The sequence below is a fragment of the Loktanella salsilacus genome, from assembly GCF_900114485.1.
In the GTDB taxonomy this organism is placed as follows: Bacteria; Pseudomonadota; Alphaproteobacteria; order Rhodobacterales; family Rhodobacteraceae; genus Loktanella; species Loktanella salsilacus.
This window is the reverse complement of the sequence record NZ_FOTF01000011.1, coordinates 111,359-130,891: the sequence shown is the minus strand read 5'-3', so window position 1 is coordinate 130,891 and position 19,533 is coordinate 111,359. Positions and strand designations below refer to the sequence as shown.

Annotated in this window: 20 protein-coding genes and 1 tRNA gene; 12 read left to right on the top strand and 9 right to left on the bottom strand. The window is 58.8% G+C overall.

The window, feature by feature from the left end; all coding sequences use genetic code 11:
* Positions 1-14 precede the first annotated feature (14 nt).
* From BM131_RS11725 to BM131_RS11700, 6 genes are all read left to right on the top strand, one after another.
* Positions 15-689 carry an HAD-IA family hydrolase gene (locus BM131_RS11725; protein WP_090189661.1) on the top strand — a complete coding sequence of 225 codons (675 nt, stop codon included), beginning with the start codon at positions 15-17 and terminating at the stop codon, positions 687-689.
* Entirely contained in the window at positions 686-1,399 is a 714-nt protein-coding gene (locus BM131_RS11720; RefSeq protein ID WP_090189659.1) for an ATP12 family chaperone protein, read from the top strand. The genes BM131_RS11725 and BM131_RS11720 overlap by 4 nt, the downstream gene beginning before the upstream one ends.
* Before the next feature lie 204 nt (positions 1,400-1,603).
* Positions 1,604-2,623 carry an amino acid ABC transporter substrate-binding protein gene (locus tag BM131_RS11715; RefSeq protein ID WP_090189657.1) on the top strand — a complete coding sequence of 340 codons (1,020 nt, stop codon included), beginning with the start codon at positions 1,604-1,606 and terminating at the stop codon, positions 2,621-2,623.
* Between the two features lie 141 nt (positions 2,624-2,764).
* Positions 2,765-4,003 carry an amino acid ABC transporter permease gene (locus BM131_RS11710; protein WP_090189656.1) on the top strand — a complete coding sequence of 413 codons (1,239 nt, stop codon included), beginning with the start codon at positions 2,765-2,767 and terminating at the stop codon, positions 4,001-4,003.
* Between the two features lies 1 nt (position 4,004).
* Positions 4,005-5,315, top strand: coding sequence for an amino acid ABC transporter permease (locus BM131_RS11705; protein ID WP_090189653.1), 1,311 nt, complete (start codon positions 4,005-4,007; stop codon positions 5,313-5,315).
* A gap of 13 nt (positions 5,316-5,328) precedes the next feature.
* Complete coding sequence (locus BM131_RS11700) at positions 5,329-6,120, top strand: amino acid ABC transporter ATP-binding protein (protein ID WP_090189651.1); 792 nt, start codon at positions 5,329-5,331, stop codon at positions 6,118-6,120.
* A gap of 99 nt (positions 6,121-6,219) precedes the next feature.
* On the opposite strand, the gene BM131_RS11695 is transcribed toward BM131_RS11700, so the two are convergent.
* The 9 genes from BM131_RS11695 to rpmH all read right to left on the bottom strand — a co-directional run bounded on the left by BM131_RS11695 (position 6,220) and on the right by rpmH (position 12,689).
* Positions 6,220-6,720: a SixA phosphatase family protein gene (locus BM131_RS11695; protein WP_090189649.1), complete on the bottom strand. Its 501-nt coding sequence runs from the start codon at positions 6,718-6,720 to the stop codon at positions 6,220-6,222.
* A 3-nt stretch (positions 6,721-6,723) separates the two neighbouring features.
* Complete coding sequence (argB, locus tag BM131_RS11690; protein WP_175499299.1) at positions 6,724-7,602, bottom strand: acetylglutamate kinase; 879 nt, start codon at positions 7,600-7,602, stop codon at positions 6,724-6,726.
* A gap of 90 nt (positions 7,603-7,692) precedes the next feature.
* On the bottom strand, positions 7,693-8,343 hold the full coding sequence (yihA, locus tag BM131_RS11685; protein ID WP_090189645.1) for a ribosome biogenesis GTP-binding protein YihA/YsxC: 651 nt from the start codon (positions 8,341-8,343) through the stop codon (positions 7,693-7,695).
* Entirely contained in the window at positions 8,343-9,092 is a 750-nt protein-coding gene (locus tag BM131_RS11680; protein ID WP_090189643.1) for an MOSC domain-containing protein, read from the bottom strand. The genes yihA and BM131_RS11680 overlap by 1 nt, the downstream gene beginning before the upstream one ends.
* Entirely contained in the window at positions 9,089-10,921 is a 1,833-nt protein-coding gene (gene yidC, locus BM131_RS11675; RefSeq protein ID WP_090189641.1) for a membrane protein insertase YidC, read from the bottom strand. Before yidC ends, BM131_RS11680 begins: the two co-directional genes overlap by 4 nt.
* Before the next feature lie 63 nt (positions 10,922-10,984).
* Entirely contained in the window at positions 10,985-11,827 is an 843-nt protein-coding gene (ttcA, locus tag BM131_RS11670; RefSeq protein WP_090189638.1) for a tRNA 2-thiocytidine(32) synthetase TtcA, read from the bottom strand.
* 104 nt (positions 11,828-11,931) lie between these two features.
* On the bottom strand, positions 11,932-12,153 hold the full coding sequence (yidD, locus tag BM131_RS11665) for a membrane protein insertion efficiency factor YidD (protein WP_090189636.1): 222 nt from the start codon (positions 12,151-12,153) through the stop codon (positions 11,932-11,934).
* Positions 12,150-12,530, bottom strand: a complete 381-nt coding sequence (gene rnpA, locus BM131_RS11660) for a ribonuclease P protein component (protein ID WP_411723548.1) — start codon at positions 12,528-12,530, stop codon at positions 12,150-12,152. The genes yidD and rnpA overlap by 4 nt, the downstream gene beginning before the upstream one ends.
* Positions 12,531-12,554: 24 nt before the next feature.
* The gene (gene rpmH / locus BM131_RS11655; protein ID WP_072858510.1) at positions 12,555-12,689 is read right to left on the bottom strand and encodes a 50S ribosomal protein L34; all 135 of its coding nucleotides are present in this window, start codon (positions 12,687-12,689) and stop codon (positions 12,555-12,557) included.
* 282 nt (positions 12,690-12,971) lie between these two features.
* Between rpmH and BM131_RS11650 the strand changes: the two genes are divergently transcribed.
* The 6 genes from BM131_RS11650 (at position 12,972) to BM131_RS11625 (ending at position 19,296) form a co-directional block, all read left to right on the top strand.
* Positions 12,972-13,724, top strand: coding sequence for a TVP38/TMEM64 family protein (locus BM131_RS11650; RefSeq protein WP_090189634.1), 753 nt, complete (start codon positions 12,972-12,974; stop codon positions 13,722-13,724).
* Position 13,725: 1 nt separating this feature from the next.
* The gene (locus BM131_RS11645; RefSeq protein ID WP_090189632.1) at positions 13,726-15,144 is read left to right on the top strand and encodes a dihydrolipoyl dehydrogenase family protein; all 1,419 of its coding nucleotides are present in this window, start codon (positions 13,726-13,728) and stop codon (positions 15,142-15,144) included.
* Between the two features lie 13 nt (positions 15,145-15,157).
* Positions 15,158-16,558 (top strand): sensor histidine kinase, encoded by a 1,401-nt coding sequence (locus BM131_RS11640; protein ID WP_090189630.1) that lies wholly within the window; start codon positions 15,158-15,160, stop codon positions 16,556-16,558.
* Positions 16,559-16,616: 58 nt separating this feature from the next.
* Positions 16,617-16,693: transfer RNA gene (locus BM131_RS11635), tRNA-Arg, on the top strand.
* An 840-nt stretch (positions 16,694-17,533) separates the two neighbouring features.
* The gene (locus BM131_RS11630) at positions 17,534-18,826 is read left to right on the top strand and encodes an SDR family oxidoreductase (protein WP_090189628.1); all 1,293 of its coding nucleotides are present in this window, start codon (positions 17,534-17,536) and stop codon (positions 18,824-18,826) included.
* The gene (locus BM131_RS11625) at positions 18,823-19,296 is read left to right on the top strand and encodes a DUF2269 family protein (protein WP_090189626.1); all 474 of its coding nucleotides are present in this window, start codon (positions 18,823-18,825) and stop codon (positions 19,294-19,296) included. Before BM131_RS11630 ends, BM131_RS11625 begins: the two co-directional genes overlap by 4 nt.
* The last annotated feature ends 237 nt before the right edge of the window (positions 19,297-19,533 follow it).

The window sequence follows — 19,533 nt, the reverse complement described above, 5'->3', positions numbered from 1 at the left end:
ACAAGGGGCCCGTTATGCCTGACCTGCGCCTTGTCATTTTTGACGTGGACGGAACGCTTGTCGACAGTCAGGCGGAAATCCTTGGCGCGATGACGCACGCCTTTGGTGCGGTTGGGCTTGTCACCCCAAGCAGGGCAGAGGTTTTGTCGATCGTCGGTCTGTCGCTGCCAGAAACCTTTGCCGTGCTGTGCCCCGATCTGGACGCCGCGACGCGCGATGAATTGACGCGGCAATACCGCGCGTCGTTTCATGACCATGCGGTAGAGGACCTGAAACGGCGCAGCCCCCTGTTTCCCGGCGCGCTAGAGGCGTTGCACCGCTTGCAAGCGCAGGATCACACGCTGCTTGCTGTCGCGACGGGGAAGTCTAAGCGGGGGCTGGATCGGCTTGTTGATCAACATGCGCTGCAGGGGCTGTTTATTAGCGGCCAGACCTCAGATTTTCACCCGTCCAAGCCGCATCCGTCGATGGTGTTGACTTGTTTGGCGGACGCCGAGGTTGCGCCGCACCGCGCGGTGATGGTCGGCGACACACGCTACGACATGGATATGGCCCGCGCCGCCGGGGTTGCCACGATTGGCGTCGATTGGGGCTATCACGCGCCAGATACCCTTGGCGCTGACCGTCTGATTAATACCTTCGCGGCGCTGGACGCTGCCATTGATGACCTGATCGGAGATCCCGCATGAGCGACTGGGCCCCCAAACGTTTCTGGACCAATGCCACAACTGTAGCCCGCGACGGTGGCTTTGCCGTCGATCTGGACGGCCGTGCGGTCAAGACGCCTTACAAGCAGCCCCTGATCATGCCGACGCAGGCCATGGCAGACCGTGTCGCCGCAGAATGGCAGGCGCAAGGCGAGAAAATTGACCCCACAACAATGCCAGCCACACGCGCTGCGAACTCTGCCATCGACAAGGTGACGCCGCAGTATGCGGATGTTGTGGCGATGCTGGCGTCTTACGGCGAAAGCGATTTGCTGTGCTATCGCGCTGCTAATCCAGACGTGTTGGTCGCCGCCCAATCGCAGGCTTGGGACCCATGGCTAGATTGGTCTGCGACGACACTGCAAGCCCATCTGCACGTCACGACGGGTCTGATGCCAATCCCGCAGCCTGCCGAATCGCTGGATCGGTTGCACGCCCATGTCGGGCAGTTCGATCCCTTTGCGCTAACGGGCTTTCACGATCTTGTGCAACTGTCAGGTTCTTTGGTTCTGGCCGCTGCCGTCGCATCGGACGCATTGACGCCGCAGGATGCTTGGCCGCTAAGCCGGATCGATGAGGACTTTCAGATCAGCCAATGGGGTGACGACGAGGAAGCCGCTGAAGCGGCAGCGATTAAACAGCAGGCGTTCTACGATGCCGCGTTGTTTCTGAACCTAAGTCGATCAACCTAAGGCGGTCAAAAAACAGGCCAATCCAGTCAAACTGCCGCTCGCGTAGGCAGATACAGCCGATTGACCCGGCAGTAACTCTTGACCTCTGGGCTGGAATCCGCCCAATCTCTCTCCATTGGGGGGGTAACCCGTCAAAACCCAACCGTTCGGACGAACGGAGTAATTGGCTGCCCTTTATGGGCGGATACTCAGGAAGAGGTAATAATGAAAAAGACCGTACTTTTTGGAACGCTGGCAGTTGCCGGTCTGACAGCTGCTGCTGCATCCGCGGCAACGCTGGATGACGTCAAGGCACGCGGCCACCTGAACTGCGGCGTCGTGACCGGTCTTGCCGGTTTTGGTGCACCAGACGCCAATGGCGTTTGGGAAGGTTTTGACGTTGATGTCTGCCGCGCTGTTGCAGCTGCGATCTTTGGCGACAAGGACGCTGTCGAATTCGTTCCGACAACCGGCGAAACACGTTTCACCGCGCTGTCCTCGGGCGAGATCGACCTGCTGGCTCGTAACACCACCTGGACAATGTCCCGCGACACCGACCTGAAGTTCGACTTCATCGGCGTGAACTACTACGACGGTCAGGGCTTCCTGATCCCGAAATCGCTGGGTGTGACATCCGCTAAGGATCTGGACGGCGCAACCGTCTGCATTCAGACCGGCACCACGACAGAGCTGAACTTGGCCGACTTCTTCCGCGCTAATAACATCAGCTACCAGCCTGTGGCCGTTCAGACGAACGCCGAAGGTCAGCAGCAGTATCTGGCTGGCGCCTGCGACGTCTATACCACGGACGCATCCGGCCTGGCCGCAACCCGTGCGACTTTCGAAGCACCGGGCGACCACGTTCTGCTGCCTGAAATCATCTCGAAAGAGCCGCTGGGCCCGCTGGTCCGTCACGGCGACAACGAGTGGGGCGATATCGCCATGTGGACGCTGAACGCACTGATCGCAGCTGAAGAGCTGGGCATCACGTCTGCCAACATCGCAGAGATGTCCGCAGCACCGACCAACAACCCTGAAGTGAACCGTATCCTCGGCACCGAAGGCGAGCTGGGCGCGATGATCGGTCTGTCCGCTGATTGGGCAAAGAACGCGATCATGGCTGGCGGCAACTACGGCGAGATCTTCGAGCGCAACATCGGTGAGAACACTCCCATCGGTCTGGCACGTGGTCTGAACGCACAGTGGACCGACGGCGGCCTGCTGTATTCGCCACCTTTCCGCTAAAAATATAGGCGAAAGGCCCGGTTTATGCCGGGCCTTTCGTCATTCTGATCCACATACGTTAAGAACGTCTGCCAGCGCGTGGTGCATCCGGGCCAACCGGAGCAACCTGAACAAAGTCTGGCATTGCCCGGGGAGAATATAATGTCATCGATGTCGGATAGCCCGCCACGCGAAAGCTTTCGGCTGAGCCAGCTTATCTACGACACACGCTATCGGTCTTTGACCATCCAAGTCATCACGCTCGCCTTGGTCTGCGTCGGTATTTATTGGCTGGTCTCTAACCTTTTGGCGAACCTTGCCAGTCTTGGACTGCAGCCTGATTTCAGCTTTCTAAGCTCGCGCGCTAGCTACGATATCACATCGAGTATCGGCACATGGCTGGTGGGCTACACCAACGCAGGGTCTCACTTTGATGCGGCCCTTGTCGGTCTTTACAACACGTTGCTCGTCGCCTTTCTGGGCATCATTTTGGCAACCATCCTTGGCGTTCTAGCGGGTGTTCTGCGCCTGTCACGCAACTGGTTGGTCAGCCGCCTGATGGCAGTCTATGTCGAAGGCTTCCGCAACGTGCCGTTGCTGCTGTGGATCCTATTGATCTACGCAGTCTTTTCCGAAGCTACCCCGCGCCCCGGCGATTTCCGTGTCGGCGACGATGGCACGGCAACAGCGTCGTTGATCTGGAACAGCATCGCTGTGACCAACCGTGGCACCTATTTGCCAGCGCCAATCTGGGGGGCGAACTCAGGTCTGCTGGTCGCGGTCTTTGTTGCATCGCTGATCGGTGCTTTCGCCTATCGGCGCTATGCGAAAAAGTTGCTGTTTGATACGGGCCGCCTGCTGCCTATGGTCTGGCCGCTGTTTGCGATCGTGATCGTGCCGTCCGTTCTGGCGTTCTTTGTGCTGGGGCGTCCTGTGACGCTAAGCTATCCTGAACTGACCGGTTTCAACTTCAGCGGTGGCTTTCAGTTAAGCAACCAGTTGATGGCCTTGTGGTTGGCCCTGTCGCTTTACACCGGTGCCTTCATCACGGAAATCGTCCGCGCTGGCATTCTGTCTGTGTCCAAAGGTCAGTCAGAGGCCGCAGCCGCCCTGGGCGTGCGTCCGAACCGCGCGATGAGCCTTGTGATCCTGCCGCAGGCGATGCGTGTCATCATTCCACCGCTGACTTCGCAATACTTGAACCTGACCAAGAACTCGTCCCTCGCCTTGGCTGTTGGCTATGCCGACGTGCGGGCGACGCTGGGTGGCATTACGCTGAACCAGACGGGACGCGCGCTCGAATGTATGTTGCTGCTTGGCCTCGTTTATCTGGCCCTGTCCCTTGCGATTTCGTTCGTCATGAACGTCTTCAATAATTCAATGAAACTAGAGGAGCGTTAAGATGAGCGATACGCACGCACAAACCGCCCCTTACGTCCGCGAGAGCATGATTGCGCAGCAGCCGCCCCCCCTGAAGGAGGCGGGTGCAGTGAAATGGGTGCGCGAAAACCTGTTCCCGACATGGCTAAATGGCCTGATGACACTGATCGCGATCTACGTCGTCTGGGTCGTCCTAAGCCATCTGGTGCCGTGGTTCGTCAGCCCGACATGGACGGCGACGTCTTTGTCGAACTGCCGCGAAATCTTGGCCGCCAGCGGCGACGCTGCGTCCAAGGCCTGCTGGGGCGTTATCCGTGACCGCTGGGAGCAGTTGTTGTTCGGTTTCTACCCGTCAGAGTTTTACTGGCGTCCCACACTTGCACTGGTCGTGATGTTGCTGGGCCTTGGCCCCGTGCTGTTCGGCAACTTCCCGCGCTGGTTCATGGGCTTCTCGCTCGCGTCGCCTTTCTTGATCTTCTTTCTGATCTGGGGCGGGCCGATCTGGCTGCCAATTGCTGTTGCGCTTGGCTTTGTGCTGGGTGTGTTCGCATTCCGGGCACTGGTCGGTGTTAACCAGATCGTCGGCGTGATCGCTGCAATCTTGGTACCGGTGCTGTATTGGTTGTTCGTCATGGGACCGCTGGTCGATACGCTGGCTTCTATCGCGCCCATCGGCCTTGAATCTGTACGGTCGAACCAGCTGGGCGGCTTCCTGCTGTCCGTGGTCATCGGTGTTTCAGCCATCGTGCTATCGCTGCCGCTGGGCATCATCCTTGCCCTTGGCCGTGCGTCCGACCTGTTCATCGTGACCAAGCTAAGCGTTGGTTTCATCGAGATTATCCGCGGCGTGCCGCTGATCGTCTGGTTGTTCACCGCGTCCTTGCTGCTGAACTACTTCCTGCCGCCGGGTACGAACTTTGACCTGACGCTGCGGGTTATCATCATGGTGACGCTGTTCTCTGCCGCATATATCGCAGAGGTCGTGCGCGGCGGCTTGGCCGCTGTGCCCAAGGGTCAGTACGAAGGTGCCGATTCGCTGGGCCTATCCTATTGGCAGTCCATGCAGCTGATCGTCCTGCCGCAGGCGCTCAAGATCTCGATCCCAGGTATCGTGAACACCTTTATCGGCCTGTTCAAAGATACCACGCTGGTGCTGTTTATTGGTCTGCTTGATCCGCTGGGTCTGACCAACGCAATTCGTGCCAGCACCGACTGGAACGGCGTCTATTGGGAACTGTTCGTCTTTATCGGCGTCCTGTTCTTCATCGCCTGCTTCAGCATGGGCCGTTATTCACTGCACCTGGAGAAGAAACTCCAGCGCGAAAACCGTTAAGGGAGGCATGACAATGTCAGAGGCCGTTCAAGATCGCCAAATCAATCGCAGCGCCATGCAGGTCAGCGATGAAGTTGCCATCGATATCAACAACATGAACAAGTGGTACGGCACGTTCCACGTGCTGCGCGACATCAACCTGACGGTGAACCGCGGCGAGCGGATCGTTATTTGTGGGCCTTCTGGCTCTGGCAAATCGACGCTGATCCGCTGCATCAACCGTTTGGAAGAGCACCAGTCCGGTCAGATTATCGTCGACGGCACAGAGCTGTCGTCGGACTTGAAAAACATCGATAAGATCCGGTCAGAGGTTGGTATGTGCTTTCAGCACTTCAACCTGTTCCCGCACCTTACGATTCTGGAAAACTGCACGCTGGCCCCCATCTGGGTCCGCAAGACGCCCAAGAAAGAAGCCGAAGCAACGGCGATGCATTTCCTTGAGAAGGTGAAGATTCCCGATCAAGCAAATAAGTATCCCGGTCAGCTTTCCGGTGGCCAGCAGCAGCGCGTCGCTATCGCGCGGTCGCTATGCATGAAGCCGCGCATCATGCTGTTTGACGAGCCGACGTCGGCGCTGGACCCAGAAATGATCAAGGAAGTCTTGGACACCATGATCGAGCTGGCGGAAGAGGGCATGACCATGCTCTGCGTAACCCACGAAATGGGCTTTGCGCAGGCTGTGGCGAACCGTGTGATCTTTATGGACCAAGGTCAGATCGTGGAGCAGAACGAGCCGCATGCGTTCTTTAACAACCCGCAATCAGACCGGACGAAACTGTTCCTGAGCCAGATTCTGGGTCACTGACGAATGCTCGGTCGGAAAAGGGCGGGGGCCAGCCCCCGCACCCCCGAGGTATTTTTGACCAGAAGAATTAAGGACCGCTTGCTGGCTGGCAGGCGGTCCTTATTGATTTAGATCGGCGGGGATAACGAAGTCGGTGACTGTGCCTTGGCGAATGTCTGACCAGTCGGCGGCATCGAACCGCATGACGGTTGTCGCGGCAGTGGGGTAATCGTCAAAGCGTTGGTGCTGCGGCGGTGTTAGTGCCAGTTGCTGCGCCGCAAACCCAATGCCTGGGTTATGGGCGCAGATCAGTACGGTCTTTGCGCTTTGGCGTTTGATAAGCCGCAGGATCGTATCCACAGAGGCATTGTAGAGGGCAGACAGGTACTGCGTCTGATCCGTTTGGTTTAGGCCAGACAAAACGCCCTGCATCGTCTGGCGCGTGCGGGTCGCGTCAGAGGACAAAGCCGCATCTGGCAGGTAGCGATTCTGCCGAAGCCAGGCACCTATCGCATGTGCATCGCGTGTGCCGCGATCTGTTAGGGTGCGTTCGTGATCCGATGCGATCGGATCGTCCCAGCCGGATTTCGCATGGCGCAGCAGGATCAGTGTAAGGGACACCGATTAGTCCTGCCGCGATTTGACGCGCGATTCCGTGGATCGGATGATCGAACCGGCACCATGTTCGGTAAAGAGTTCAAGCAAGGATGCGTTCGGCAAACGTCCGTCAAGGATCACGACGGCGCGCACGCCGTCCTCGATCGCCTTGAGGGCCGTTTCCACCTTTGGGATCATGCCGCCAGCGATGGTGCCGTCGGCGATCATGTCGCGGATCTGGTCGGGGTTGAGTTGGGTCAGGACTTCGCCATTCGCATCCTTGACGCCGGCCACGTCCGTTAGCAGCAACAAGCGGTCAGCCTTAAGGGCACCCGCAATCGCGCCGGCGGCTGTGTCGCCGTTGACGTTAAATGTCTCAAGGAAATCCATGCCGGTCGCCACGGGGGCGACCACAGGAATGATGCCCGCGCCGTAAAGGTCGCGTAGCACTTGGACGTTCATTTCGACCGGGCGACCGACAAAGCCGAGTTCTGGATCGTCCACCTCGGCGACCATCAGGTCGTCATCTTTACCGGACAGGCCGACAGCGCGGCCGCCTTCGTCCATGATGGCCTGGACAATACGCTTGTTCACAAGCCCGGTCAGTACCATTTCGACCACTTCGACAGTCGCTTGATCGGTGACGCGCTTGCCGCGGATAAATTTCGATTCGATGCCAAGTTTGTCGAGCATCTCGTTAATCATGGGGCCGCCGCCGTGGACGACTACGGGGTTCATACCGACTTGTTTCATCAGCACGATGTCGCGGGCGAATTCAGCCATCGCGTTGGCGTCGCCCATAGCGTTGCCGCCAAATTTCACGACGACAACGGCACCGGAATAGCGTTGCAGATAGGGCAGGGCCTCTGACAGCGTGCGCGCTGTGGCGATCCAGTCTCGGTTCATGTCCTGAGTCCTCATGGCTATCCCCCGGGGTGTGTTGCCTAGGGATAGCGGAGCGCGCGCGCCCCCTCAAGCGATGATCGCAAGCGAGGTTTAAGCTTCGATAGACGCGATCACAGCGCGCAAGGCGGCGATGCCCTCACCTTTTTCCGAACTGGTCAGGATAAGCTCTGGATAGGCGGCGGGGTGCTTTGCCATGGCGGCGCGGGTTGCGGCCATGCTGGCGTCAAGCGCGTCGCCTTTGACCTTGTCCACCTTGGTCATCACGACTTGGAACGTCACCGCGGCGCGGTCGAGGAGGGTCATGATTTCTTCGTCCACGGCTTTGGCCCCGTGACGCGCGTCGATCAGAACAAAGACCCGGCGCAGTGTCGGGCGACCTTGCAGATAGTTTTTTAGCAGGGCCTGCCACTTGGCAACGACGGCGACGGGCGCATTGGCAAAGCCATAGCCCGGAAGGTCGACGACATACAGCTCACCTGCGGTGAAGAAGTTGATCTCTTGCGTCCGGCCCGGCGTGTTGGACGCGCGGGCAAGGCCCTTGCGACCCGTCAGCGCGTTAATCAACGACGACTTGCCGACGTTCGATCGTCCGGCAAAGCAGACCTCTAACCGGTCGGCAGGGGGCAGGCCGTCCATTGCGACGACACCTTTTAGGAATGTCGTCTCGCCTGCGAACAGCAGGCGACCTTTTTCCAACGCCTCGTCCGAGGGCATTTCAATTTCTGGGAATGGCAGTTGCATCACAGCACCTCTAGTTCGTCGCCAAGGGCGATCCTGCCGCCGGTCATTACGGCTGCATAAACGCCGAAGTCGGTATGAGTCCAGCCATCGCGCAATGCACCAAGCGTATCAGCGTCGCGTAGGCCGGTTTCTGGGCTGGCTGCGGTATGGGCGCAACGGGCAATCCGCTCTTGGATCCGTAGGGTTACCGCGCCAATCCGAATGTCACGTCCAATCCAGTCCCACTCGGCCCAAGGGGGCAGGCCGTCGAGCCAGATATTCCCGCGCCACCGCTCTGGTTCCAGCGGTTTCCCCAGTTGATCCGCCACTGCGGCATGGCTGGCGGTGTTCATAATCGAAACAGAGGGGTATTTCGTGTCCGTCATGCCGCGCTGGCCTGCGGTGACGATAGCCTGCGGCGCAGCGCGGCCCGGCGGCGTCAGGGGCGTAACCCAAGTGATGAATGCGGCGGCGCTTTGCGGATCATCCGGCTGGATTGAAATATCGGGCAGGGCAGGGTGCTGCAGATGCACAGTCTGCGATTCTTCGTCCAGCGTGGCCGTCATTGCTGCCAATGCTGGGTTGCGGGTGCCGATCATGAAGGCGTGGCACTCGTCCCAGCCCCCCTGATACCGAGAGGCGCCGGACGTAACCGCCCAGCGCCTGTCGTATGGCATCGTCTGACCCGCAATCAGTGTGATCGCGTCCAATGCCTGTCGTCCATGGCTTTTGATCGGGTGCCGCCACAGTGCGGCGACAGTTCCGGTCACTTGGACTTAGGCTTCTTAGGGCTATTGGCCGCGACCGGTTCACCCTTTTTGCGGCTAAAGGTGGTTCGGATGTTGCCAAACACATCAGGCTTTGCCCCGTGGCTGCGCATGATGATGTACTGCTGCATAAAGGTGATTGTGTTGTTCGTGATCCAGTAAAGAACCAGACCCGACGCAAAGCGACCCAGCATAAACATGAACACCCAAGGCATCCACGCAAAGATCATCTTTTGCGTCGCATCTGCTGGGGCTGGGTTCAGTTTCTGCTGCAGCCACATCGAGATACCCAGCAGGATCGGCAGAACGCCAAGGCTGATGATATGGATCGGCGAGGTGACGTCAGGCGTCGCCCATGGGAACAGGCCGAACAGGTTCAGGATGGACGACGGATCGGGTGCGGACAAGTCTTGGATCCAGCTGATCCACGGCGCGTGACGCAGTTCCAGCGTGACGAAGATCACTTTGTACAGCGAGAAGAAAATAGGGATCTGGATCAGGATCGGCAGACAACCCGCGGCGGGGTTCACCTTGTTTTCCTTATACAGTTTCATCATGCCGGTTTGCAGTTGCGATTTATCGTCGCCGGCACGCTCTTTCAGCTTCTCCATCTCTGGCTGAAGTTCCTTCATCTTCGCCATGCTGACGTAGGACTTATAGGCCAGCGGAAGAACCAGGAGTTTGAGGAAGAAGGTCAGCGCGATGATGGCGAAACCCATGTTGCCGATCAGCAGGTTCAGGTGGTGAAGTACCCAGAAAATCGGCTTAGTCAGGAAAAAGAACCAGCCCCAGTCGATGCTGTCGACAAAGCCCGTGACACCAGCCTCTTGGTAGTCACGGATGGTTTCCCATTCCTTAGCACCGGCGAAAAGCTGCGTTGTTACGCTGGCGGTGCCGCCGGGGGCGACAGTCTGGGCGTCCTGCACAGCCTCTGCCTGAAAGATGTCGCGGCCGGGGAAGTATTTGGCGACGGACCGGAAGGGCACAGCCTGGTTCGGGATCAGCGTCGTCATCCAGTAGTGGTCGGTATAGCCGATCCAGCCTGCGGATGTGACGTCCTGCCGTTCCGCATTGGTGCCTTCGCGGTCATCGACCGCGAAATCAAGCATTTTCTTGTACTTAACTTCTTCCAGCGTGCCGTCGGTCATGCGGACCAGACCTTCGTGCAGGATAAAGAAGTTCTGCAAGTCAGACGGCATACCTTCTTGGCGCAGCAGACCGTAGGGGCGCAGGCTGATCTCTTCGGTGCCGGTGTTTTCGACGCTTTGGTCGACGCTGAACATGTATTTGTCATCAACCGAGATTTGGTTGCGGAAGATCTGGCCAGCGCCGTTGTCCCAAACCAGCGTGATTGGCGTGTCCGGGGTCAGCGTCTCTCCAGCTTCAACGGTCCACAGTGTGTCGGGGCCGGGGACGGCATCGGCAGCGATACCCGTCGCCGCGGCCCAGCCGAATGACGCGAAATAGGCGTCCGGCGTGCCGCTGGGGGACAGCAGCGTGACCTCGGGCGAGGTGTCGTCGATTGTCTCGTTGTATTGCGTCAGCTTCAGATCGTCGATCCGGCCACCCAGCAAGGAAATCGTGCCCGACAGCTCTGGTGTCTGCACGTTCACGCGCGGGGCGTCGGCTACAGCGGCTGCTTCCGCGTCAGTTGGGGCCGCGATGCCGCCAGTGACAGGATCAGCCGTCGGCACCGTCGTATCCATCTGTTCCTGCGTCGCCTCTAGCGTCGCGGGGGCCTGCACCTCTGGCGGGAACAAGAATGTCCAGACGATGATAACCAGCGTGCTGAGCACAAGTGCCAGGATCAGGTTCTTGTTTTGATCTTCCATGCGTCGCAACCGTCCGTCTGTGAAATCTGGTGGGATTGGTTCAAACCGTGCAGGCCCCAAAGGTCAAGGGGTTTCAGGGTCTTTGTGATTTAGGGCAAGTCCCGTAAAATCGAACAATGCCGTATCAAGCAGATGGCTTGGCCGGGTGTTCATCAGGGATGAGAATATTTTCTGGCGCCGTCCTGGGCTGTTGGTTTCCCAGCCATCCAGCAGGCGTTTGATCTGCTGGCGCTGCAACCCGTCCTGCGATCCACACAGGTCGCAGGGGATAATGGGATAGTTCATCGCTTGGGCGAATTTTTCGCAATCCGCTTCGGCCACATGGGCAAGAGGGCGGTACAGAAACAGATCGCCCTCGTCATTCTTTAGCTTGGGCGGCATCGTGGCCAGCTTGCCACCGTGGAAAAGGTTCAGGAAGAACGTTTCCAAAATGTCATCGCGGTGATGGCCCAGCACAACGGCGGTGCAGCCTTCCTCGCGGGCGATGCGATAAAGATTGGCGCGGCGCAGGCGTGAACACATGGTGCAAAGAGTGCGGCCTTGCGGGGTTTTATCCATCACGACGGAATAGGTGTCGCGATATTCGATCCGGTGCGGCACGCCCATTTTCTGCAGAAATTCGGGCAGAACGGTCGCGGGAAAGTTAGGTTGGCCCTGATCGAGGTTGCAGGCAAGAAGCTCTACCGGAAGCAAGCCGCGCCACTGCAATTCGTATAGGATCGCCAAAAGTGTATAGCTGTCCTTGCCGCCTGACAGGCAAACGAGCCACTTGCCGCCGGGCGCAATCATGCCATAGCGGTCAATCGCTTCCCGGGTGTCGCGCACGAGGCGTTTGCGTAATTTCTTGAACGCGACCGTGTCCGGTGCGCCGTGAAACAGCGGATGAATTTCGGTTTCGTCAAGCATGGCATCACCTACTGCGGCAGGGGGCAAAACACTAGTAAAATTGATCGGCAAGGCGATTCCCGTGTCCGGCGACGCCAGCCAATTTTTTGCCTAAGATTTGGTGGCTAGTCAGGCACGTTATCGATGCCGGACCCGCCCCAAGGCTGGCAGCGCCCGATGCGCCGCAAGGTCAGCCATCCGCCCTTTACCGCGCCATGCTTTTCCAGCGCTTCAAGGGCATAGGCCGAGCAGGTCGGATGAAAGCGGCAGCCATGACCAACCCACGGGGACAGCAGCAAGCGATATGCACGCACGGGCACCGCGACAATATACGCCAGCGGCGTCACTGGTGTACCTTCGCAAGGGCGCGGATCAGGTCTGATTGCAATTGCAAAAAGGGCAGCGCACCGGTTGTCTGGGCGCGGCCCACAAGGACGTAGTCCCAGCCGGGGCGGCCATGCACCGGCAGGATCATGCGCGCAATTTCACGCAGACGGCGCTTGGCTCGGTTCCGCGCTACGGCGTTGCCGACCTTTTTAGAGCAGGTATAGCCCACACGCATCAGATCACTGCCGTCGTCGCGCGGACGGCCCTGCAAATGAATGCCGGGCGTGCCTTGTCTGCGACCATGGCTTGCGGCGATAAAATCGCGCCGCTTTGTCAGGACCTGCGGACACACTAAAACCGCCGGTTCGCCCTTGTCAGGCGTATCCGGCGGCGTCATGTCGGTCATCGTCAAGTGACGCGCTTACGCGCTCAGCTTGGCCCGGCCTTTTGCGCGGCGGGCGTTGATGATCTTGCGGCCAGACGGCGTCGCCATACGGGCACGGAAACCGTGACGGTTTTTGCGGACGCGGTTGCTGGGTTGGAACGTGCGCTTCATCGCTTGTCCTCCGGTTCGGGGGCCAAACCCGGGATGGATTCGAGGCCCGTCATTCATTCAGACCTGCCCTTTAAGTGGAGGGCCCTCGCGTGTCAACGGCGCTGCGCGGTAAGTTTTGCTACGGTGTGCAATATATAGTGCAACGAATTGTTACAGTTTAGCCCCTAGAAGCCCGACTTTGGGCTGGTCGGATCAAGGCCGCGTGAGTCGTCTATCCGCCGCCCATCCAGTGCGCCATGTAGGGTGCCAAGGTCCAGCGCCCCTGCGGCAGAAAGAGTGAAGATGTCCGATACGACCACCGCGAACCCTATTTTGCGCCGCCTACCTTTGATTGTGATCGTCATCGTTGCGGTTCTGGGGGCTTGGTTGCTCCGTGACTATCTCTCGTTCGATGCGCTTAGCCAGAACAGAGAGGCGCTGCTGGCGTTCCGCGATGCTAATTATCTGCTTTGCGTGCTTGGGTTTATCGCGGCCTATGCCGTGATCGTGGCGTTCAGTTTGCCCGGTGCGACGATTGCCACACTGACGGGCGGCTTTCTGTTCGGCAGCTTCCCCGCTGCCTTTCCGGTGCTGCCGGGTGCGATTTTTAACGTGACCGGGGCGACGATCGGCGCGATTGCGCTGTTTCTTGCGGCACGCTGGGGGCTTGGACAGTCTTTGGCGAAAAAAATGGATGCCAGTGACGGTGTCGTTAAGCGAATCAAGGACGGCATTGATGATGAAGGCAATCAGTGGTCGATGTTGTTCCTGATCCGGTTGGTTCCGGCTGTGCCATTCTTCGTTGCGAATCTGGTGCCCGCTTTGGTGGGCGTGCCGCTTTACCGTTTCGCGGTTACGACCTTTTTCGGAATCATGCCCGGCGCGGTTGTCTATACTTCGGTGGGTGCGGGCCTTGGTGAAGTGTTCGCCCGCGGCGAGACGCCCGATCTGGGCATTATCTTTCAGCCGGCGATTCTGTTGCCAATCCTTGGGCTTTCCCTGCTGGCCGCCCTTCCTCTGATCATCAATGCCCTGCGCGGCAAGAAAGGCCTGTAACATGAGCCGTATTGAAACTGATATTTGCATCATCGGTGCCGGATCCGCTGGCCTGTCTATCGCATCGGGTGCTGCCCAGATGGGCGCGCGCGTTGTCCTGATCGAGGGGCATAAGATGGGCGGGGATTGCCTAAATTACGGCTGTGTTCCGTCAAAGGCGCTGTTGGCGTCGGCCAAGCACGCTCATGCTGGGCTGGATAATCCTGACTTCGGCATCGCGCAGGCTCATCCAGAGGTTAACTACGCAGGTGCCAAGGATCATGTGCGCCGCGTGATTGATGCGATCGCCCCAGTCGATAGTCAGGAACGATTCGAAGGATTCGGTTGCACAGTCATCCGCGAAAACGGACGCTTCATTTCTGAAACAGAAGTGCAGGCCGGCGAGACCATCATCAAGGCCCGCCGTTTCGTCGTTGCCACCGGGTCCGGCCCTTTTGTGCCGCCCATTGATGGCCTCGATAGCGTAACGGTTCACACCAACGAGACGATTTTTGATCTGCGCGAAAAGCCTGACCACCTGCTGGTCGTGGGCGGCGGTCCCATCGGGATGGAGATGGCACAGGCGCATGTGCGACTTGGCTGCAAAGTCACGGTGATCGAAGGCGCCAAGGCGATGGGCAAGGATGACCCTGAAATGGCTGCCATCGTGCTGGACAATCTGCGCAGCGAAGGCATCGAAATTGTCGAAGATGCGCAAGCCAGCCGGATTAGCGGCGGTGATGGCACGATTACAGTGCACACACCTAAGGGCGACTTCACCGGCTCTCACTTGTTGATGGCCGTGGGCCGCGCTGTGAACGTCGCAAATCTGGGCTTGGATACGGCCAATGTCGAACATAATCGCAGGGGCCTTAAGGTTGACGACAGCCTGCGTTCTGTCAGCAACAAGCGCGTTTATGCTGCGGGGGATGTTGCTGGCGGTCTGCAATTCACTCACGTCGCGGGCTATCACGGCGGACAGCTCGTGCGGTCGCTGGTGCTTGGCCTGCCGTCCAAGGTGCGTACGGACCACATTCCGTGGGTCACCTATACTGACCCAGAGCTCGCGCAGGTCGGGCTGACCGAAGCGCAGGCGCGCGAAGCACATGGCGACAAGCTGACGGTCGTGCGGTCTGAATATTCTCATAATGACCGCGCGAATACAGAGCTTCAGATGCGCGGTCTGATCAAGGTCATGGTTGTCGGTGGCAAGCCTGTGGGTGCGTCGATTGCGGGGCATCTTGCAGGCGAATTGATCGCGCTTTGGGCTATGGCGATTGCCAACAAGATGAAAATGCAGGCTATCAGTAATACCGTTTTACCTTATCCAACCTATATGGAACTGAACAAGCGGGCCGCCGGGGCATATTTCACCCCCAAGCTGTTCGAAAGTGATATGGTCAAACGGATCGTGGGGCTGGTACAGCGCTTCCTTCCCTAACGTCGGAGGTGCAATGCTGAACACTCTCTCAGGTCGCTTCCTGATTCTGACCGTCATCTTCGTGATGCTGGCAGAAATATTTATCTTCGTCCCCTCGGTGGCCCGCTTCCGAGAGGACTATTTGCTGGCTCGTCTGGAACGGGCGCAGATCGCGTCGCTGGCGGTTGAAGCCACCGACATGATTGCGCCCGAGCTAGAGGCAGAGTTGCTGACCAACGCTGGCGTCTTTAACGTCGTGTTGCGGCGCGACGACATGCGGCAGCTGGCGCTGTCCTCTCCAATCCCGGCGGAAATCGCGGCCACCTACGATATGCGCGACCCTTCTGGGCCCGCATTGATTCGGGCGGCTCTGGGCACCCTGTGGGATCAGTCGCCGCGGATCATTCGTGTGATCGGCACCCCGGTGCAGGGCGGGGGGCAGCTGATCGAGGTTACGATGGATCAGATGCCGCTGCGCAGCGCGATGATCGAATACGGTCTGAACGTCCTGCTGCTGTCGGCTATTATCTCTGTCATTACGGCCTTTTTGCTGTTCCTCGCGGTGCAAACGTTTTTGGTCCGCCCGATCAAGGGCGTCATCAGTCACATGCAAAATTACGCAGAGGCACCAGAGGACGCACGCCGCATCATTGCGCCCAGCGCCGGTGTACGAGAGTTGCGCGATGCCGAAAACGCGCTGCAGATGATGCAGACCCAGTTGACGTCGGCTCTGCGCCAGAAGGATCGCCTTGCACAGTTGGGCGGCGCGGTCGCCAAGGTTAGTCACGACTTGCGAAATATCCTCACGTCGGCGCAGCTGTTTACCGATCGCATCGAAGGCTCTGACGATCCGCTTGTTATTCGCATGGCGCCAAAGCTTGTGGGGTCAATCACCCGGGCCGTTCACCTGTGCGAAAGTACGCTCGCCTTTGGCCGTGCGGATGAGCCTTCCCCGCGCCTCGCCCGCGTTGAGCTTGCGCAAATCGTCGACGAGGTCGTCGAGAGTGAACGCCTTGCGGCGGGCGACTACCCCCTGTCCTTCGCCGAGGATATTCCGGCGACCATGAACCTGCGCGCCGATTCAGAGCAGATCTACCGCGTGCTGTCGAACCTTGTGCGCAACGCGCGCCAAGCTGTCACGGCCACAGGTAACCCCGGTGAAATCTGTATCTGCGGCGAAGAGGACGACAGGCTGTGGCGTATCACCGTGTCAGACACTGGCCCGGGCTTGCCGCCAAAAGCGAAAGAGCATTTGTTCCAACCCTTCCAAGGCGGTGTGCGTAAAGGCGGGGCAGGGCTTGGCCTCGTCATTTCTGGCGATCTGGTGCGCGGGCACGGCGGCCGACTGACGCTTTTGCAAAGCGATGCCAATGGCACCACCTTTGAAATCACCCTGCCAAAAGCTGATTTTGCACTTAGTCCAGAAACTGTATGATTATTTTACGTTTTGCGCTTGCATCGGTCTGACGCTGCAGCTAAATCCCACCACAGGCGGATTGGTAGCTCAGTTGGATAGAGTACTTGACTACGAATCAAGGGGTCGGGGGTTCGAATCCTCCCCAGTCCACCAAAAAATGCGTGTGAAGCGACACATAGATTTGCCCTTAGCGGCAAGCATGTGTCGCTTCACAAAACCTCCCAAAATCCTGTAACTTGTTGGTTCGGTTTGTGGCTCTTGCTGTGAATGGACACATATCTCTGCCCTTTGCGGGATAGGTTTTTCCATCGTGGCGCTTAGGCTTCCTAAGCCCTGCCATCTCTTGCTTAACTTCATCCCTCTTACTTTCAGTCGGCGCAGGTTTTTAGGACAGCCGCTTTAGCGGCTTGCTTTGAAACCTTGCCACGTGGCGAACGCGGATGGGGGCGAGGCGATGCTATTCGATTGGGGGGAACGGCCTGCAGCGCAGTGCGGACACCGCCAAACCTAATGAGGTTGCTCGAAGGGGAAGGCTGCGCCTTCACCCTGACTCGGAGCAGTGAAGTCATGCAGCCCGCGTGGCGGCCGCTGTCGCAATAGCTGGGCTGGACTTATTCTAATGCCCTGCATGAGGCGAATAGCGATTTTCGATCCCGCTTAATGTCAGGGATGGGCGGAAAACGGACCTTCGCTGCAGCTTGGACGAATTGCGGATAGGCAAAGGAAGCGAGCGTCGGCGAAAGAACCGTGGGCAGCACGTAAAGTGTCAACTGCATCATGACGTCTGCAGTTTTGCCTTAACAGCCGGCCAGAGGACGAGGCAGTGCTAGCACTTATCGGGATCGGTTATGGACCTGTCCCGCTTCAGGACGCCGCTCAAAAACATATGCCTCTTTCGGAGGAGTATGGCATCTGTTGGCCGTGCTCTCTACTGTTGGAAACGGGCTAGGTCGGGGCGTAAGTTCTTTCTTAGCAATCCCAGGAAATGGTCCAATGCCAACTGTTCTTGTTCTTGGAGGCTATGGCCTCATCGGCTCAGCATGTTGCCGTGCTCTCTCAATGGCTGATTTCCAAGTCGTGGGCCTCGGCCGATCACGCCACGCCGCCATGGCGGCCGCACCGAACCAGAAATGGATTTTTCGGGATCTCGCTGTGCTCGATGCAGCCGCATGGACAGAGATACTGAAAGATGTGGACATCGTCGTGAACGCCGCCGGTGCGCTTCAAGAGGGCCCCAGCGACGATCTCGAGGCCATTCACGCGACGATGCTCAATCAGCTTTGTGCGGCTGCTCCTCCTACACTGCGCCTCGTCCAGATTTCGGCGGCAGGTGTCTCTCTGGAGGCCTCAACGGAGTTTTTTCGCAGTAAGGCCCGCGGAGACGCATATGTCGCGGGCGCGTCGTGTGACTGGGTGATCCTACGACCGAGCCTTGTGCTCGCACCCGATGCCTATGGCGGCACGGCACTTCTGCGCGGCGCGGCGGCGATGCCCGGAGTTCTGCTGGAGGTTCTATCAGAAAGTCTGATCCAGACTGTCTATATCGAGGATTTGGCCGCTGCCGTCGTCGCGGCCGCGCGCGGAGATATCGCCTCCGGCACGATTGCCGATATTACAGAGAAGGAGGCTCGACCTCTTCCAGAACTCATCCGCAAAATCCGCAGTTGGCAAGGCTATCCCCAGCCGCGCCTGCGTCTTCTCTTGCCGAACAAACTTCTCGACCTCATCGGATTCGGCGCGGACATTGCGGGCCGCTTGGGGTGGCGCTCTCCGCTGCGGTCGACGGCGATTAACGTCCTGCGCGACGGTATTCGTGGCGACCCCGGACAGTGGGTTGCGGCTGGTGGGACATTGCCTCGAGATCTCGATGCGACGCTAGGTGCATTACCGGCGACGCGGCAAGAGCGCCTCTACGCTCGGCTTTATTTCGCTCTTCCGTTGGCGATTTTGGTGCTCTCGATCTTCTGGCTCGCCTCGGGTCTCGTGGCTCTCGTCCGGCCCGCGGCCGCCGCATCGGCGCTCGCGGGCGGCACCCTTCCGGCTTGGGCCGTCGGCGCAACAGTCATTGGTGGAGGCCTGATCGACATCGCGCTCGGCGTTGCCATCCTTTGGCGACCCTGGTGCCGGCGGGCCGCGCTCGGCATGGTGGCCGTCTCCGGTGCCTATCTCGCTGGCGGCACGCTCTTCGCGCCCGATCTCTGGATCGATCCGCTCGGCCCCTTGGTGAAGGTCCTGCCCTCGATCGCGCTCGCGCTCATCGTCTGGCTGGGGGTTGAGGATCGATGACCTACGATATTATTCTCTTCCTGCATGTCATCGGTTCCACGGTCCTGCTCGGCACGGGGGCTGGCATCGCCTTCTTCATGGTCGCCTCGAACCGAACCAAAAATCCTGCTCTGATCGCACATGTTTCCGGGATTGTTGTCCTTGCCGATACAGTGTTCACGGCAACTGCCGCCGTGTTTCAGCCCATTACCGGATTGATGCTCGCCCGCGAGGTCGGCTGGCCCCTCCTTGAGGGCTGGGTCGCCCTCTCGCTTGCTCTCTACGTCTTCGTCGGCCTGTTCTGGCTTCCGGTGGTTTGGATGCAGATACGTATGCGAGACTTGGCGCGGGCCGCGCAGGATGCAGGTCAGGATCTACCTGACGCCTATCATCGCCTTTATCGCTGGTGGTTCGCTTTCGGGTTTCCGGCCTTTGCCGCAGTCCTGATGATCTTCTGGTTAATGCTTACAAGACCGTCCATCGGCTGGTGATCATCATATCTTGGCGGTCGAAGCTAAATCTTTGTGGTAAAATGCCACTCATATGCTTCGTGAGATTCGCCATTCGTTGCGCTGTTTCCGCTGCTTTTTCTGGTGGATAAGTGGGTTTGACTTTTACGCCACGTCCCTGACAAGAGTTTAGATCGTTGTCTGCCGGCCCCAGTGATCGTCACCCGCGAGCGCGGATCAGCACGGACATGAGAGGCTGGAACGTAGCGGGCCGCAAGC